At 70.9% G+C, this 15380-nt stretch carries 16 protein-coding genes; 7 read left to right on the plus strand and 9 right to left on the minus strand.

Annotated features, from left to right (window positions below; genetic code table 11):
- Positions 1-16: 16 nt before the first annotated feature.
- Positions 17-1561, plus strand: coding sequence for an adenylyl-sulfate kinase (gene cysC, locus AB0367_RS02845; RefSeq protein ID WP_366224648.1), 1545 nt, complete (start codon positions 17-19; stop codon positions 1559-1561).
- Here cysC and AB0367_RS02850 read toward each other — a convergent pair.
- The 6 genes from AB0367_RS02850 to AB0367_RS02875 all read right to left on the minus strand — a co-directional run bounded on the left by AB0367_RS02850 (position 1500) and on the right by AB0367_RS02875 (position 7523).
- Positions 1500-2801, minus strand: coding sequence for a glycosyltransferase 87 family protein (locus AB0367_RS02850; protein WP_366224424.1), 1302 nt, complete (start codon positions 2799-2801; stop codon positions 1500-1502). The genes cysC and AB0367_RS02850 overlap by 62 nt on opposite strands.
- Positions 2802-3018: 217 nt before the next feature.
- Complete coding sequence (locus AB0367_RS02855; protein WP_366224425.1) at positions 3019-5160, minus strand: peptidase domain-containing ABC transporter; 2142 nt, start codon at positions 5158-5160, stop codon at positions 3019-3021.
- On the minus strand, positions 5157-5345 hold the full coding sequence (locus AB0367_RS02860) for a hypothetical protein (RefSeq protein WP_366224426.1): 189 nt from the start codon (positions 5343-5345) through the stop codon (positions 5157-5159). Before AB0367_RS02860 ends, AB0367_RS02855 begins: the two co-directional genes overlap by 4 nt.
- Entirely contained in the window at positions 5338-6324 is a 987-nt protein-coding gene (locus AB0367_RS02865; RefSeq protein WP_366224427.1) for a TIGR04500 family putative peptide maturation system protein, read from the minus strand. Before AB0367_RS02865 ends, AB0367_RS02860 begins: the two co-directional genes overlap by 8 nt.
- Complete coding sequence (locus AB0367_RS02870; protein WP_366224428.1) at positions 6321-7322, minus strand: MvdC/MvdD family ATP grasp protein; 1002 nt, start codon at positions 7320-7322, stop codon at positions 6321-6323. The genes AB0367_RS02865 and AB0367_RS02870 overlap by 4 nt, the downstream gene beginning before the upstream one ends.
- A 36-nt stretch (positions 7323-7358) precedes the next feature.
- Positions 7359-7523 (minus strand): hypothetical protein, encoded by a 165-nt coding sequence (locus tag AB0367_RS02875; protein WP_366224429.1) that lies wholly within the window; start codon positions 7521-7523, stop codon positions 7359-7361.
- A gap of 331 nt (positions 7524-7854) precedes the next feature.
- On the opposite strand from AB0367_RS02875, the gene AB0367_RS02880 reads away from it, so the two are divergent.
- The 4 genes from AB0367_RS02880 (at position 7855) to AB0367_RS02895 (ending at position 12024) form a co-directional block, all read left to right on the plus strand.
- The gene (locus AB0367_RS02880; RefSeq protein WP_366224430.1) at positions 7855-9480 is read left to right on the plus strand and encodes a DUF885 domain-containing protein; all 1626 of its coding nucleotides are present in this window, start codon (positions 7855-7857) and stop codon (positions 9478-9480) included.
- Positions 9481-9573: 93 nt separating this feature from the next.
- Entirely contained in the window at positions 9574-10851 is a 1278-nt protein-coding gene (gene eno / locus AB0367_RS02885; RefSeq protein ID WP_366224431.1) for a phosphopyruvate hydratase, read from the plus strand.
- 184 nt (positions 10852-11035) lie between these two features.
- Positions 11036-11470 (plus strand): septum formation initiator family protein, encoded by a 435-nt coding sequence (locus tag AB0367_RS02890; RefSeq protein WP_366224432.1) that lies wholly within the window; start codon positions 11036-11038, stop codon positions 11468-11470.
- A 14-nt stretch (positions 11471-11484) separates the two neighbouring features.
- The gene (locus tag AB0367_RS02895; RefSeq protein WP_366224649.1) at positions 11485-12024 is read left to right on the plus strand and encodes a DUF501 domain-containing protein; all 540 of its coding nucleotides are present in this window, start codon (positions 11485-11487) and stop codon (positions 12022-12024) included.
- Between the two features lie 79 nt (positions 12025-12103).
- On the opposite strand, the gene AB0367_RS02900 is transcribed toward AB0367_RS02895, so the two are convergent.
- Together AB0367_RS02900 and AB0367_RS02905 are read right to left on the minus strand one after the other, a co-directional pair.
- Positions 12104-12856 (minus strand): hypothetical protein, encoded by a 753-nt coding sequence (locus AB0367_RS02900; RefSeq protein ID WP_366224433.1) that lies wholly within the window; start codon positions 12854-12856, stop codon positions 12104-12106.
- A gap of 44 nt (positions 12857-12900) precedes the next feature.
- On the minus strand, positions 12901-13395 hold the full coding sequence (locus tag AB0367_RS02905) for a cellulose binding domain-containing protein (protein WP_366224434.1): 495 nt from the start codon (positions 13393-13395) through the stop codon (positions 12901-12903).
- A gap of 24 nt (positions 13396-13419) precedes the next feature.
- Here AB0367_RS02905 and AB0367_RS02910 point away from each other — a divergent pair, with 24 nt between their 5' ends.
- Together AB0367_RS02910 and AB0367_RS02915 are read left to right on the plus strand one after the other, a co-directional pair.
- On the plus strand, positions 13420-13923 hold the full coding sequence (locus tag AB0367_RS02910; RefSeq protein WP_366224435.1) for an amino-acid N-acetyltransferase: 504 nt from the start codon (positions 13420-13422) through the stop codon (positions 13921-13923).
- Positions 13924-13960: 37 nt separating this feature from the next.
- Positions 13961-14875, plus strand: a complete 915-nt coding sequence (locus tag AB0367_RS02915; protein WP_366224650.1) for a Ppx/GppA phosphatase family protein — start codon at positions 13961-13963, stop codon at positions 14873-14875.
- 39 nt (positions 14876-14914) lie between these two features.
- Here AB0367_RS02915 and AB0367_RS02920 read toward each other — a convergent pair whose 3' ends face one another.
- Positions 14915-15337: a hypothetical protein gene (locus AB0367_RS02920; RefSeq protein ID WP_366224436.1), complete on the minus strand. Its 423-nt coding sequence runs from the start codon at positions 15335-15337 to the stop codon at positions 14915-14917.
- Positions 15338-15380 lie beyond the last annotated feature (43 nt).

A 15380-nucleotide genomic window follows, 5' to 3' on the forward strand; every position in this document is an offset into this window, starting at 1 on the left:
GCTTGCGGGCGTGTCTGTGAACGGTTGGGTAGTCGATGGATGGGCGTTGCCGGACGAAGTGTTGCGGGATGCCCCGACCCATACGCCGAAACCGTCCGAGCTCGCCGATCTGGAACTGCTGCTCTCGGGCGCGTATGCGCCCCTGACCGGCTTCCTGGGCTCGGCAGATCTCATCGCGCTGCGCCGCTACGGCCGGCTCGCCGACGGCACGAGCTGGCCGGTGCCGGTCACCCTGGAGGTGCCCCGCAGCCTCGCCGAACAGCTCGACGTGACCAACCCGCTGCGGCGGGTGCTGATCCTCGCCGATCTTGAGGGTGCACCCGTCGCGGCGCTGGACGCGGTCGAGCTCTACCCGGCGCGCAAGACCACGCTCGGCGCCGCGGGCCGCGTCCGCCGCCTCGGCGACGGCGGCCACGGCGCGTTCCGCCGGATGCGCCGAACCCCGGCGGAGGTGCGCGGCTCGCTGCCGCCGGGCCGCATCCTCGGCGTCATCGCCGACCGCCCCCTGCACCGCCCCCAGCTGGCGCAGATCGCCCGCGCCGCTCGCACGCTCGCCGCGCACCTGGTCGTCCTGGTGCCCGTCGACGACCCGGGCCCCGACGGCCTGGCCCCGGAGGCGCTCGTGCGCTGCGTGCTGGCCGCCCGTGACCGGATGCCGGCCTCGACGATCGTGGCCCTGCCGCTGCCCCGCCACGACGGCGACGACATCCGCGACGCCATGCTGCGCACCCGGGTCGCCGCCGCCTACGGCGTCACACACCTGCTCGCGTCGAGCGAGTCCATGCTCTCCGGCGGCGGCCTGCGGGTGCTGGTACCCCGCGAGCTCGCCTACGACGGCCGCGACGGCCAGTGGCGCTCGCTCGACGACATCCCACCCCGGCACCGCCGCCTCCCGCTGACCTTCGCCGAGATCGACGACCACCTCGACCGCGGCACGATCCTGCCCGAGTGGCACACGCCCCCGGCCGTGGCGCGCGAACTCGCCCGCGCCCGCCCTCCCCGCCGCCAGCGTGGCCTCGTGGTCTTCTTCACCGGCCTGTCGGGCTCCGGTAAGTCCACGATGGCCACCGGCCTCGCCGACGCGCTGCTGGAGACCGGCGAGCGCACGGTGACCCTGCTCGACGGCGACATCGTGCGCCGGCACCTCTCGGCCGGCCTGGGCTTCTCCGCCGAGGACCGGGACACGAACGTCCGCCGCATCGGCTGGGTCGCCGCCGAGGTCGGCCGCCACGGCGGGGTGGCGATCTGCTGCCCGATCGCCCCGTATCGCGACGCCCGTGCCGCGGCCCGCCAGTTCGCCCACAACGCGGGTGCGGGCTTCGTGCTGGTGCACGTCGCGACCCCGCTGGCCGAGTGTGAGCGCCGTGACCGCAAGGGCCTGTATGCCAAGGCCCGCGCCGGCCTGATCAAGGGCATGACGGGTATCGACGACCCTTACGAGGAGCCGCTCGACGCCGAGCTCACGATCGACACGACGAACCTGTCCCAGGGCGAGGCCGTCACGACGGTGCTGCGTTACCTGGGCAGCCACGGCTGGCTGGACCCCCGCCCGATCCCGTGACCCACGCCGGGTCTGCCGGCCGCGCGGTCAGAACCTTTGCGAACACCAGTTCATGCTCGTCCCGTGACGCGTCGGCGTGATCGACCTCGATGCGGTTTGTCGTTGTCTCGCTCGCCATGCGCGCTGTGACCGCGGGCACGAGACATGCCACAGCGACGGCGAGCAGGAAGCGGGCGTTTTCGGTGATGACCGCCGTGGGCAGGCTTCGCCCCACAGAAGTAATCGGCAGAACCACCAGCGCGATCACTGAGACCGACCACACCAGATTGAGCGATCTGCGATCGCTTACCGCGACGAAGGCTGCGAGCACCAGCCAGATCTGATGGTGCGCCCAGGAGACGGGCGAGAATATCAGGCCCGCAGCTCCTACGATGACGACCGCGGTGAAGGAATTGCCTGCCTGGTAGGCGCGCGCTGCTCTTTGAAGTGCCACCGCCACGACAACAAGGCCTAACCCGACAGCGATCGGTGCGCGCCACGGGTCGGGGACGGAAAGCCGAAGTAGCACCCCTTGCAGGGATTGGTTGGCGGTGACGGAGATATCGCCGATCCGGTTCAGGTTGTGAACCTCGGTGAACCAGAACCGGTGGGACTCTCGCGGAAGCGTCAGCCAGGCCAGGGCTGTGCAGCCGATTGTGGTGCCGAGAGCGACGGCGGCTGCTCTTCTGCGCCCCGAAACCCATAGCAAGAGTATGAAGATTCCAGGAGTGAGCTTGATCGCTGCCGCGATTCCAGTAGCAATTCCTCGAATTTTGGGCGGCACGATTTCCAAGGCGTCGAGCATCACCATCGCCGCCAACGGGAGGCTCACCTGACCGAACCGGATGTTGCTCGATACCGGCGCCGACACGAGGAGGAGGAATGCCGCCGATGGCACAAGAATGCCAGTCGGAAGGTATCGTGACGCGTCCGACTTCGTCGTCGTCGCTGCCACGAAGGCCACGACCAGAATGGTCGCGGCGGTCCACAGGATTCGTAGCGGTGCTTCCGGCAGGTAGGCCAGTGGCATGAAGGCGATGCCCGCGAATGGCGGGTAGGTGAAGGGGTCGCCGTTTCCCGCTGCGAAGTCATACAGGCTGCGACCGTGAGCCAGCATTCGCGCGGATCCCCAATAGACGTGGAGGTCTGCGAGCCGATCATACAGTGGACGTGTGAGCGACGATCCGACTTGAATGGCCGCAGCGACTACCGTGGCGACAAAGAGCAAAAAGGCGGCGTATCGACGCACCGGAACCTGCATGCGCGCGGAAGCTTGCCCCATTGCGTCCTATCGATAGGAGGCTGGCGGTGGCATTGACCATACCAGCTGGCCTGTCTCGATGGGGGGCAAGGAGGGCGGGCGCGCGACTCGGCCGCACACGTGACCTGCGGTTGCGAAGCCTGTCAATGACGTGTGCGGTTGCGTTGAGCGTCGGAAGTGGCTCTGGCCGGGCGATCGAGGCGGGGGCGATCCCCGCTCAGGCTCGCCCGGTGGCCTGGAGGGCGGCGAGGTCCGCGTAGTGCCCGCCCCGGGCGAGCAGCTCGTCGTGGCTGCCCTGCTCCACGATGCGCCCGCCGTCGAGGACGTAGATGACGTCCGCGTCGCGGACCGTGCTCAGCCGGTGCGCGATGACGATGCGGGTCTGCGGCAGCGTGGCGAGCTCCTGCTCGATGTAAGCCTCGGTGGCCGGATCGAGGTTGCTGGTCGCCTCGTCCAGGAGCAGCAGTCGGGGCTCGGGCAGCAGCGCCCGAGCCAGGGCGATCCGCTGACGCTGGCCGCCGGACAGGCCGCCGCCGTCGACCAGCAGCGTGTCGTACCCCATCGGCATCGCTGAGATCTCGTCGTGGATGCCGGCGGTCATCGCGGCGGCGGCCACCCGGGGCAGCGGCGCGCCCGGGTCGGTCAGGCTGATGTTCTCCCGCACGGTACCGGTGAACAGGGTCGGGTCCTGGGTCACCACGCCGAACTGGCGGCGCAGCGCGCGCACGTCGAGCGTCGCCGCGTCGTGCCCACCGTGGTACACCTGCCCCTCGGTCGGCTGGTACAGGCCCAGCAGGAGCCGGGCCAGGGTGCTCTTGCCTGAGCCGGACCGGCCGACGAACGCCACCTTCTGCCCCGGCTCGATCGTGAACGTCACCCCGCGCAGCACCCAGGGCGCCCGCGGGTCGAACCGGAAACCGAGGTCACGCACCGCCACCCGGCCGTCGAGGGCCGGCACCTCCCGGCCACCCGCCTCCGGCTCCTCGACCAGAATGTCGTCGAGGCGGGCGAGGTGCGCGCCGGTCTGCTGCAGCTGCTGCAGGTTGTCCACAATGGATGAAAGCGGCGCGAGCGCGGCGGTGGCGAGCGCGCCGAGCGCCAGCATGGTGCCGAGGCTCAGCTCGCCGTGCAGGACCCGCTGCGCGCCGATGAGCAGCAGCAGCGCGGGCGCCAGGTACTGCAACGCCCCTAGGGCGGTCTCCAGACCGCCGCGCACCAGGCCGTGCCGGGTGCCGGCGTTGAGCTGCCTCGCGAACAGGTACGACCAGCGCTGCACGGCGCGTTCCTCGGCGCTGGCCGCCTTGAGCGTCTCGATGCCGCCGAGTGCCTCGATGAGCTGGGCCTGCGCCTTGCCGGAGGCGTGCAGCTCCCGCTCGGCGAGTTCGCCCACGCGGCGCCGGGTCACCAGCAGCACCGCCAGCTGGACGCAAGCGAGCGCGGCAAGACAGCCGCCGAATACCGGGTCCCGCCACAGCACCAGGCCGAGGTAGCCCAGCGCCAGCGGCGCGTCGAGGAGTGTCGACAGCACGTGGCCGGAGAGCATGTCCCGCAGCGCCGCGACGCTCTGGGTGCGCATCACCAGGTCGCCCGTGCCCCGTTCGGCGAAGAAGCGGTACGGCAGGGCGAACAGGTGCCGCACCACCCCGCCGGTGACGTCGTCGTCGGCGCGTGAGCGCAGTGTCAGCAGTAGTCCGGTGCGTAGGAAACCGAGCACGGCCTGGGCCGCGACGGCAACCGCGACGGCGAGTGCGAGCGGTGCCAGCAGGTCGGTGGAGCCGGTGGGCAGCAGCCGGTCCACCAGCAGCGCGGACAGGGCCGGTACCGCCAGGCCCAGCAGTTGCAGCAGCAGCGAGGCGAGCAGTACCTGGGCCAGCACCCAGCGGTAGCGGCGCAGCGCGGCGGCGAGGAACTGCCGCCGCCAGGGCGGCGTGTCCGGTTCGCCGTCGCCGGGCCGGAAGTCCGGGCCCGGTTCGAAGCCGATGACGACGCCGGTGAAGCCGGCGTCGAACTCCTCGCGGCTGAGCCGGCGCCGGCCGGAGACCGGGTCCAGCAGGTGGACCCACCGGTGGCCCCAGCGCTCCAGCAGCACGTAGTGGTTGAAGTTCCAGTACAGCATCGCGGGTGTCGGTACCGCGGCCAGCTCCTCGGGCCGCAGGGAGAACGCCCGGGCGTGCAGCCCGTAGCCGGTGGCCGCCTCGACCAGGGCCAGGGCGCTCAGCCCGTCGCGTGACACCCCGAGGTCGGACACCACCTGCCGCACCGTGGTGTGCCGGCCGTGGTAGGTGAGCACCATGGCCAGGCAGGCGGCGCCACAGTCGGCCGCCTTGACCTGCCGCAGCTCCCGCAGCCGCCGGCTCATCGCGCCACCGCGAGCACCAGCGGGACCAGGCAGGCCAGCAGGAGCACCCCCGCCAGCCACAGCGCCGCGAAGAGCCGGCCGGGCAGCACGCGCAGGTGCTCCTCCTCGACCCGGCCGGCGTCCGCGTGGCGACGCACCGCGGCCGCCAGGAAGACGCCGTTGCGGGTGATGTTCAGGTCATCCATGGGGGCCCCAGTTCCACTCGATCCTCGCTTCGGCCCGGCGTTCGGCCAGCCAGTCGGCGAACAGCCGGCGTGACACCGCCTCCCGGGTGGCGGGCTGAACGCCCAGTACCGACGCGACGAGGAACCGGTCGCCGAGCGGAACCGGCCCGTTGCCGGCAATCGCCTCAGCCAGCTCGGGTCCGAGGTCCGCGCGTGTCACCGTCACCAGGGCCGGCGCCGGGCCGGTGCCGGCGGCGAAGTCGGCGGCCGCGGCGGCGAGCAGATCGGGAGCCTCTGTCAGCCGGGCCAGCCGCGCCGCCGCGGCGGAGTCCGGATGCTCGACCCGCACCAGCCGCAGCTGGTCGTAGCGGTGCGGGTCGGCGGAGAGCTCGGCGTCGACGCGGCCGGCCGTGACCCGCTCCCGCAGCCGTGCCACCTGTGCCTGGTGGACCACCAGATCCTCGAACTGCCGGTCGCTGAGGCGTTCGCCGCGCATCCACTCGCGGGTCGCCTCGGCGGTGAGCAGGCCGCGGGCCCGCCGGAACGCGTCGGCGGCATCCTGCAGCGCCGCGTCGTCGAGATCCTCGCCGTCGGCTTCCAGCACCTCGCGCACCAGGCACGTGTCGACGAGCCGGTCGCGCAGCGGTGCTTCCCGCCACAGCACGTCGAGGAAGCCGATCGCGTCGGCCACCTCCAGCTCGACGCCGTTGACCCGCACCAGCAGCATCTCGCCGCCGCGCTGCACGCCGCGCAGCGGCCACGGCAGGGCGTCGTCCGGGCACCACGACAGTGACACCACGCCCGCGTCGGTGTCAGGTTCCCGGACGAGCAGGTCGTAGTGCAGCGACCCGTCGTACTCCTCGCGCTGCCACAGCAGGCGCAGCGCCGCGCCGGGGTGCCGGTCGCGCAGCGCGTCGACGCGGGTGCGGGCCTCGGCCGGCTCGACCTTCTCGGCGGTCGCCGCGCTCAGCAGCCCGACCGCCTCCGCCAGCAGTGTCATACCGGTACCTCCACCGGACGCACCTCGCCGGTGAGCAGCAGGTCGGCGACCGCGGCGGTGATGGGCAGCCCGGTGGCCAGCTCCAGCCAGTCGTACTGCCCGTTGGGGTTGATCTCCAGGAACACGTAGCGGCCCTCCGGGGTCAGGATCAGGTCGATGGCGCCGTAGCTGAGGCCGAGCCGGCGCACCAGCGCGCGGCAGCGCTCCGCCACGTCGCCGGGGAGCCGGTGGACGTGCAGCGGGGTGTTCTGGTGGTCGTAACGGCGCCAGTCGTACCGCGTGTGGCGGGTGGCCTGGGAATGGATCTCGACGGCGAAGACGGCGTCGCCGACAACGGTCACGCGCAGCTCGACGTCCTTCGGCACGTACGCCTGGACGATCATCGGCGCCAACCGCAGCGCGGCGACGTAGCTGAGGTCGCGGTTACTCACCGGCTCGGTGTAGCGGCCCATGGGTGCCTCGGGGGTACCGCGTGGCGAGCGGTGCAGCGGCTTGGTGATGATCTTCCCGTCGTGCGTGTCGTAGAAGTCCAGCAGCCGGTCGGGGTCGGCGGTGATCAGCGTCGGCGGTACCGCGAACCCCAGCTCGACCGCGACCGTGAGGTGGTACGACTTGCGGTCGGCGCGGTCGATCACGTCACGGGTGGCGGGCACCTGGCGGCAGGCCAGCGACCGCCACACGCCGTCGAGGTAGGTCTTCACCTCGCCGGCCAGGTGGGCCCGCACCTCCGGGTCGCCGACGTTGTGCGGTGGCACCGGCGCGCTCGGGCGCCGGTGCCACACACACGTCAGACCTTCCAGATCGACGCCCTGGCCGTCGAGACGCAGCCACCGGCGAACGGGGCCGGTGCCCTCGGCGGTCATCTCCACCTGCGCATCCGTCGGCACGGCTCCCGGATCGAGCCGGAGTACCTCAGCTCCCCGGGAGGTGAGCAGCCCCGCGACCCGCTCGGCGGTGACGTCGTCGGCGGCGGTGAGGACGAGGATCTGTGCGGTCATGGCGATTTATCGTTCAGCGCTTCGTCCGGTATCCGGTCAGTCGCTCATGCCGTCGCCGGAGCACGACCAGCCGCCGCCGCCCTTCGTGCAGACCTGGCTCTTCGCCCCGCCACTGATCTGGCGAAGCTCGTCCTCGCGCAGCTCCAGGCCGCTCTGGGTCAACTGGTCGAGCCTGATGCGCGTCGTGGCCTTCTTGAACATCGGTGCAGCTCCTTCTTTTGTTGGTGATACCGGACCGTGCGGTTCGGTGATCACCATTGGAGCCGCGGTGACTTAAGACCTACTTGCGACGTTCTTGCAGTACTCTGTCACTAATCAGACGGCGGTCCCCTGGTATCACGTCGCACTTGTGGCGACAAGTGCTGTGGCCTGCGCCTGGGCCGTACCCGAGGCGGTGAGTGGCCGCCATTCATCCGGAAAAACGGCGACCGGAGCGAGGCGGCGACGGGGCATGGGCGCCGAAAGCGCGGCGCCGACGCGCCGCAATGCGAGGCGGACCGCCCGGCGCCCGGGCAGACGATAACGTCGAGGCATGTCCCAGGATTTCGTGCCACTGGCCGAGCACATCGCCGACGCGCTGCTCGAGTGTGCGCCCGGGCTCGCTGCCAGCGCGGGCGACCACCGCTTCGACGACCGGCTCCCCGACTACTCCACCGACGGGGTGGCCGCCGACGTCGAGATGCTGCGCGACGCCTCCGCGGCGCTGAGCCAGGTCGACGTCGACGAGCTCGGCGTACAGGACCAGGTCGACCACGCGATGCTGCTCGCCCGGGTCGAGCGGATGCTGTTCGAGCGGTCGGAGATCCGCGAGCACGAGTGGAACCCGCTCGTGCACAACCCAGGCAGCCTGCTGCACGGGCTCATCTCGCGGCCGTTCGCGCCGGCGGAGGAGCGGCTCGTGTCGATCGCCGCGCGGCTGTCGGCGATTCCGGACTCGCTCGCGACGGCGCGGGCGGTGCTGGGCGACGCGCCGCGGGTGCACGTGGAGACGGCGATCGGGCAGTTCGGCGGGACCGCTCGGCTGGTGCGCGAGGAGCTCGGCGAGCTGTTCAAGGAGGCGCCCGGCCTGGCCGAGGTGGTCGCGCCGGTGCAGGAGCGGGCCGCGGCCGAGCTCGACGCCTTCGCGGAGTGGTTGCGCGGGCGGCTGGAGCATGCCGGGGAATCGGCCGAGCGCGACCCGCGGCTGGGCCGGCGGCTGTGGGAGGCGCGGCTGTGGCACACGCTGGACACCGAGCTCAGCGCGCGAACGGTGCTCGAGCGCGCCGAGGCCAATTTCGAGCGGGTGAGCGGCGAGCTGCGGGCCGTGGCGGCGGAGCTGACCGGTGGGGCGGAGTCGACGGAGACGGTGCGGGAGGCGCTGGCCCGCGCGGCGGCAGACGTGCCGGACAACGACACGATCGTCGAGCTGGCGAAGGTGTCGCTGGACGAGGCGACCGCGTTCGTGCGGGACCACGATCTGGTCACGCTGGTCGACGACCCACTGGTGATCATGGAGATGCCGGAGTTCGCGCGGGGGGTGGCGGTGGCGTACTGCGACCCGCCGGGCCTGCTGGAGCCGGCCGAGCTGCCGACGTTCTTCTGCATCTCGCCGACCCCGGCGGACTGGCCGGAGCAGCGGGTGGCGTCGTTCTACCGCGAGTACAACAGCCACATGCTGCGCGACCTGACCGTGCACGAGGCGACGCCGGGACACTTCCTGCAACTGGCGCACGCGCGCCGGTTCCGGGGCCGCACGCGGGCCCGGGCGATCAACTGGTCGGGTCCCTTCGTGGAGGGCTGGGCGGTCTACGCCGAGGAGCTCATGGCCGAGCGCGGCTTCGGCGGCCTCCCGGTGCGCCTCCAGCAGCTCAAGATGCAGCTGCGGATGAGCATCAACGCGATCATCGACCAGCGGGTGCACTGCGACGGGATGACCGAGGACGAGGCGATGGCGCTCATGATGGAGCGCGGCTTCCAGGAGGAGGGTGAGGCGGCCGGCAAGTGGCGGCGCGCGCTGCTGAGCTCGACGCAGCTCTCGACGTACTTCGTGGGCTACACCGAGGTCCGGCAGATCGCGGATGAACGTCCGGCGAACGTCACGCTCCGCGACTGGCACGACCGGATGCTGGCGCACGGCTCGCCCCCGCCCCGCCACCTGCGCACGCTGCTGGATCTTTAACCCGAAGCACAGGCAAGATCCGCCCGGACTAGGCTCAGAGGTGCCGCACCGCGGCGGCCGACCAAACTTTTTTCTGCAGGGAGTGACACGACAGTGGCCACTATCGAAGCAATCGGCGCGCGGGAGATCCTCGACTCGCGGGGCAACCCGACGGTCGAGGTCGAGGTCGTTCTCGACGACGGCACCCTGGCCCGGGCGGCGGTGCCCTCGGGCGCCTCCACCGGCGCCTTCGAGGCCAACGAGCTGCGCGACGGCGACAGCAAGCGCTACCTCGGCAAGGGTGTGGAGAAGGCCGTCGACAACGTCAACGAGCGCATCGCCGAGGCCGTCCGCGGCTTCGACGCCACCGAGCAGCGCCTCGTCGACCAGGCCATGCTCGACCTCGACGGCACCCCGGAGAAGTCGGAGCTCGGCGCCAACGCGATCCTCGGTGTCTCGCTCGCGGTGGCCAAGGCCGCCGCCGACTCATCGGGCCTGAGTCTGTTCAAGTACCTGGGCGGCCCCAACGCGCACGTCCTGCCGGTGCCGATGATGAACATCCTCAACGGCGGCGCGCACGCGGACTCCAACGTGGACATCCAGGAGTTCATGATCGCGCCGATCGGCGCCCCGTCGTTCCGTGAGGCGCTGCGCACCGGTGCCGAGGTTTATCACACGCTCAAGTCGGTGCTGAAGAAGAAGGGCCTGGCCACCGGCCTGGGCGACGAGGGCGGCTTCGCCCCGAGCCTGCCGACCAACGCCGCCGCGCTCGACCTGATCGCGGAGGCCGTGGAGAAGGCCGGCTACTCGCTGGGCAGTGACGTCGTGCTCGCGCTCGACGTGGCCGCCACCGAGTTCCACAAGGACGGCGCCTACGGCTTCGAGGGCGGCAGCAAGTCGTCCGACGAGATGATCGCGTACTACACGCAGCTCGTGGACGCCTACCCGATCGTCTCCATCGAGGACCCGCTGTCCGAGGAGGACTGGGACGGCTGGAAGGCGATGACCGGCGCGCTCGGCGGCCGCATCCAGATCGTCGGCGACGACCTGTTCGTCACCAACCCGCAGCGCATCGCCCGGGGCGTCGCCACCCAGACCGCCAACGCGGTCCTGGTGAAGGTGAACCAGATCGGCTCGCTCACCGAGACGCTCGACGCCGTCGACCTGGCCCACCGCGCCGGGTTCCGCACGATGATGAGCCACCGTTCGGGTGAGACCGAGGACACCACGATCGCCGATCTCGCCGTCGCCGTGGGCAGCGGCCAGATCAAGACCGGCGCGCCCGCCCGATCCGAGCGGGTCGCGAAGTACAACCAGCTGCTGCGCATCGAGGACGAGCTCGACGACGCGGCGCGCTACGCCGGGCGCGGGGCCTTCCCGCGGTACCGTTAACCGTTCTTGATGGCCCACGGCCCGCGCGTGATGCGCGGGCCGCGGGTCGCGGATCGCGCGGACCTTGGGGGAGGGCATGCAGCAGCGCACCAGGCCGAGTGGGCCGGGCGGACGCGGCGCGGGGTCCCGCGGCTCGGCGCCCAGGGGCCAGCGTGGCGGTGCGGGCCGTGCGCCCTCCCGCCCGATGGTGGCCCGGCGGGCCGTCACGACCGGCGGCGCGGCGATGCGCACCCGCGCGCCGCAACCGCGCCGGTTCACCAGCCGGGCCGTGTTACTCAGCATCGTCCTGCTCGTGCTGCTGCTCGCCTACGCCTATCCGGTCCGGGTGTATCTTGCCCAACAGGCCGAGATCCAGTCGTTGGAGGAGAGCCAGCAGCGGCAGACCGTCAAGGTCGCCGAGATGGAGGCGCGGGCGAAGAAGTGGGACGATCCCGAATACGTGATCTCCCAGGCCCGCCAGCGGCTGCACATGGTGCTGCCCGGCGAGAAGCCCTATGTGGTGGTCGACCCGGCCAACAGGCAGGAGACCGACCTCACCGATCTGCCGGGTGCGTCGAAGCCGCCCCGGCCCTGGTACGGCAAGCTGTGGTCGAGCGTCGAGGCGGCAGGGAAGCAGTGACGGAGTTCGACAGAGTGGACGCCGGGGAGCCCGTGAAGGCCACCGAGGAGGATCTCGCGGTGGTCGCGGCGCAGCTCGGCCGCACGCCCCGGGGCACCCGCGCGGTCGCCCACCGCTGCCCGTGCGGGCTGCCTGACGTCGTGGAGACCACGCCGCGGCTGCCAGACGGCACGCCGTTCCCGACGCTGTTCTATCTCACCTGTCCCCGGGCGGTGCACGAGTGCAGCCGGCTGGAGTCCTCCGGGCTGATGCGCGAGATGGGCGCCCGGCTGGCCGAGGATCCGGAGCTGGCCGCGCAGTATCAGCGCGCGCACGAGGACTACCTGTGCCGCCGGGAACAGGTCGGGCACGTCGAGGAGATCGCCGGGGTGTCCGCGGGCGGCATGCCGATCCGGGTGAAGTGCCTGCACGTGCACCTCGGCCACGCCCTCGCGGTCGGTCCGGGCGTCAACCCCTTCGGGGACGAGACCCGTGAGCTCGCGGGTGAGTGGTGGAAGGCGGGGCCGTGTGTCTCGATCGACGGGGCCGCCCCACTCGATGCTGGTGACGACTGAGCGCATGAGCTGACCACCGGGAGCCCGTGGTGTCCACGAGCTCCCCGGTGGTGGCGTGAACACCCTGACAAGGTGCGTGTCACTTGCTCGGTGCGGGCGGAGCGGTGCCCTCGATGATCTGGGCGCCCTTCGGGGGTGCGAACGCCTGCGGGTCGACCTTGTCGCTGTACTTCGTCAGCTCCACGCCGATCGGCTTGTCGTCCGTGCCGACCCCCTTGAATCGCGTGAGCACGCCGCTCTCCGAGACGCAGACGTGGAACTCTTTCGCCGTGACCGCGTTGGGGTCGGCGTCGCGCGGAATGCCCGTCACATCGAGACAGTCGCTCTTCTGACCCGCGATCGTCGCGGTGCTCTCGACGATCTTGACGCCCGGCACGACGGCGGCGGCGGTCATGAACATCAGTACCATCTGGGCGTTGACGAACCCGCCGCCGGCCACCGCCGACAGGTAGGCGGACTGGTCGGACTTCGACAGCTCTCCGGTCTGCACCGGACTCTTGTGGCATACGAGCTTGGCGCCGGCCTTGCCCGCGCAGTTGTACAGCGTGTCGCCGGTGAGGATGAACCGTCCCTCGGTGCCCAGGTAGGCCGCCTTCGGCGGCTGCTGCACGACGGTCGTGGTCTTCCCGTCGTTCTTGGAGCCGTCGATGTTCTTGTAGTCGGCGGTGAAGGTCAGCTCACCGGACTTGCTGAGCCGGTCGGAGAGTTTGGAGATCGCGTTCACGTTGTCGACGGCCTGCTTGACCTTGCCGAGCACGCCGCAGCCCAGCGCGCCGGCGCCGAGCACGATTGCGGTTGCCGTGGCGAGCAGCCGGGATGCGGTTCGGTTCATGTCGCACAATGTGGGGGCCGCTCGGCTGTTCTGGCAACCATGTGTCAGCAGGGCGACCCGTTCACCGAGCAACTCGTCGGCTGCACGGCCGCGCCCTTGGCCTCGAAGCCCATCCGGATGGCCCCGCCGGCCTCGAGATAGGTGTTGTACGCCTGTGAGTGCATCACGAGCCGGCCCGGCTGCAGCTCCGCCTTGGCACCCCATGTCGAGGTCACGTCGATGCTCTCGGGCAGCCCTAGCTGGACCGTCCAGCCCATCAGCGGTTGGCTGCCCAGGTTGGTGAGCGTCACCTCGGCGTTGAAGCCGTCCTTCCACTGGCTGCGCACCGAGTACGCGGCCTTGACCGTCCCGGGGGCGGCCGTGCCACGGACGCTCGGGGTGCTCTTCGCCGTCGCGGTCGGCCCGTTGGTGCCCACCACCCGCGCCGGCTGTGGATTCTCGTCGCCCTTGGTCACGTACAGGACCGTCATCGTGCAGGCCAGCACCGTCATCACCGCAGCGGTGATCATCAGCACCCGGTCGCGTGTCAGATGCCACATCCGCGCGCCACTACCCTTACGCCCATGGAGGTAACCGTTCGGCGGGCGCGAACCGCCGACGTGCGGGGGATCCGGCGGCTCGTCGCGATGTACGTCGCGGACCGGCGGCTGCTGTCCAAGCCCACCGTCGCGCTCTACGAGGCCGTTCAGGAGTTCTGGGTGGCCGAGCGGCAGAGCGACCGCACGATCGTCGGCTGCGGCGCCCTGCACGTGATGTGGGAGGACCTGGCCGAGGTTCGCACGGTGGCCGTCGACCCGCTGCTGCGCGGGCACAAGATCGGGCACCGGATCGTCGCCGAACTGCTGGCCGCGGCTCGGGAGATCGGTGTGCGCCGGGTCTTCGTGCTGACGTTCGAGACGCACTTCTTCGGCTCGTTCGGCTTCGTGCCGATCGACGGGACGCCGGTCACCCATCAGGTGTACGAGGAGCTGCTGCGCTCCTACGACGAGGGTGTCGCGGAGTTCCTCGACCTGGAGCGGGTCAAGCCGAACACCCTCGGCAACCATCGGATGCTGCTGCATTTGTAGGCCTGCCGCCTTTGTAGGGTTGGTCACCGTGAAGCGAGTGGCGGCGATCGACTGCGGCACCAACTCTGTCCGGCTCCTGATCGCGGATATCAGCGAAATGTCGGAAATCTCGGATGTGACCCGTCAAATGCGGATCGTCCGGCTCGGCGAGGGCGTCGACCAGACCGGCCGGCTGTCCCCGGCGGCCATCGAGCGGACCCGGCTCGCCCTCGCCGACTACGCGGCGGACATCGCGAAGTCGGGCGTGGACGCGGCCCGCATGGTGGCCACCAGCGCCTCCCGCGACGCGGAGAACGCGGCCGACTTCCGCGCCATGGTGTTCGACACGCTCGGCTTCGAGCCCGAGGTGATCACGGGTGACGAGGAGGCCCGGCTCTCCTTCGCCGGCGCGGTGCGGGGCCTCGCGGCGCAATCGCCGTACCTGGTGGTGGACATCGGCGGCGGCTCGACCGAATTCGTGCTGGGTTCCGTGGGGGCCGCCGACGAGGTCGACGCGGCGCTCAGCGTGGACATCGGCTGCGTGCGCATGACCGAGCGCCACCTGCGCGCCGATCCGCCCACGCCGGAGCAGGTGGCGGCGGCCGAGGCCGACATCACCGCAGCCGTGGACCGGGCGCTCGTCGCCGTGCGTGGTGCCCGGGCCCGCACGCTGGTGGGCCTGGCCGGCTCGGTGACCACGGTGGCCGCGCTCGCGCTCGGGCTGCCGGAATACGACCCCCGCCGCATCCACCGGGCCCGGATCTCCGCCGCCGACGTCGCCAAGGTCACCGCCGACCTGCTGGCGAAGACCGCGGAGCAGCGCCTTGCCAGCCCGGTCATGCACCCCGGCCGTGCCGACGTCATCGGCGCTGGGGCGCTGATCCTGCGGATCATCGTCGAGCGGTCCGGTGCGGATTCGGTCATCGCGTCCGAGTCGGACATCCTCGACGGAATCGCCCTGTCGCTCGCGTAGCCGTCGCTGTCGGGTTTACGTCAGCGCTGCTCAGCGGGGTCAGCCGGTCCGGCGGACCTCGGCGCGGGACTGCTCGCGGGGCCCCGCGTCGTCGCGGGACCACCACCAGCCGTAGGTGAGGACGCCATCACTCGGCATCGTGATGATGATCTTGGCTGGCAGGGCGCCCTCGTAGGCGTTGAACACCCCCGGCTCGCTCTGCGCGAATCGGGTCACGCCGGGGAGCTCAAGGCACGTGACGTGCAGTTCCAGCCGGCCGGCCTCGCTCGCGGTGAGGATCGTGTGCTCGACGTGCTGCAGTCCCTTGCTGTCGCTGACCGCTTCGTAGTCCAGCGTGATGGCGTTGCCGCGCACCACCGAGGTCACCTTGATGCGGGCGACGAAGGGCCCGGACTCCAGCCCGTCGCCGCGCCCGCGATACACACCGGGCGCCGCGGCGAGTCGTTTCAAGAGATCGGTCACGGTGCACACCGTAGTACGGTCACGCTCGCTGCTGCGCACCTTG

The organism is Dactylosporangium sp. NPDC051484 (assembly GCF_040689395.1).
In the GTDB taxonomy this organism is placed as follows: domain Bacteria; phylum Actinomycetota; class Actinomycetes; order Mycobacteriales; family Micromonosporaceae; genus Dactylosporangium.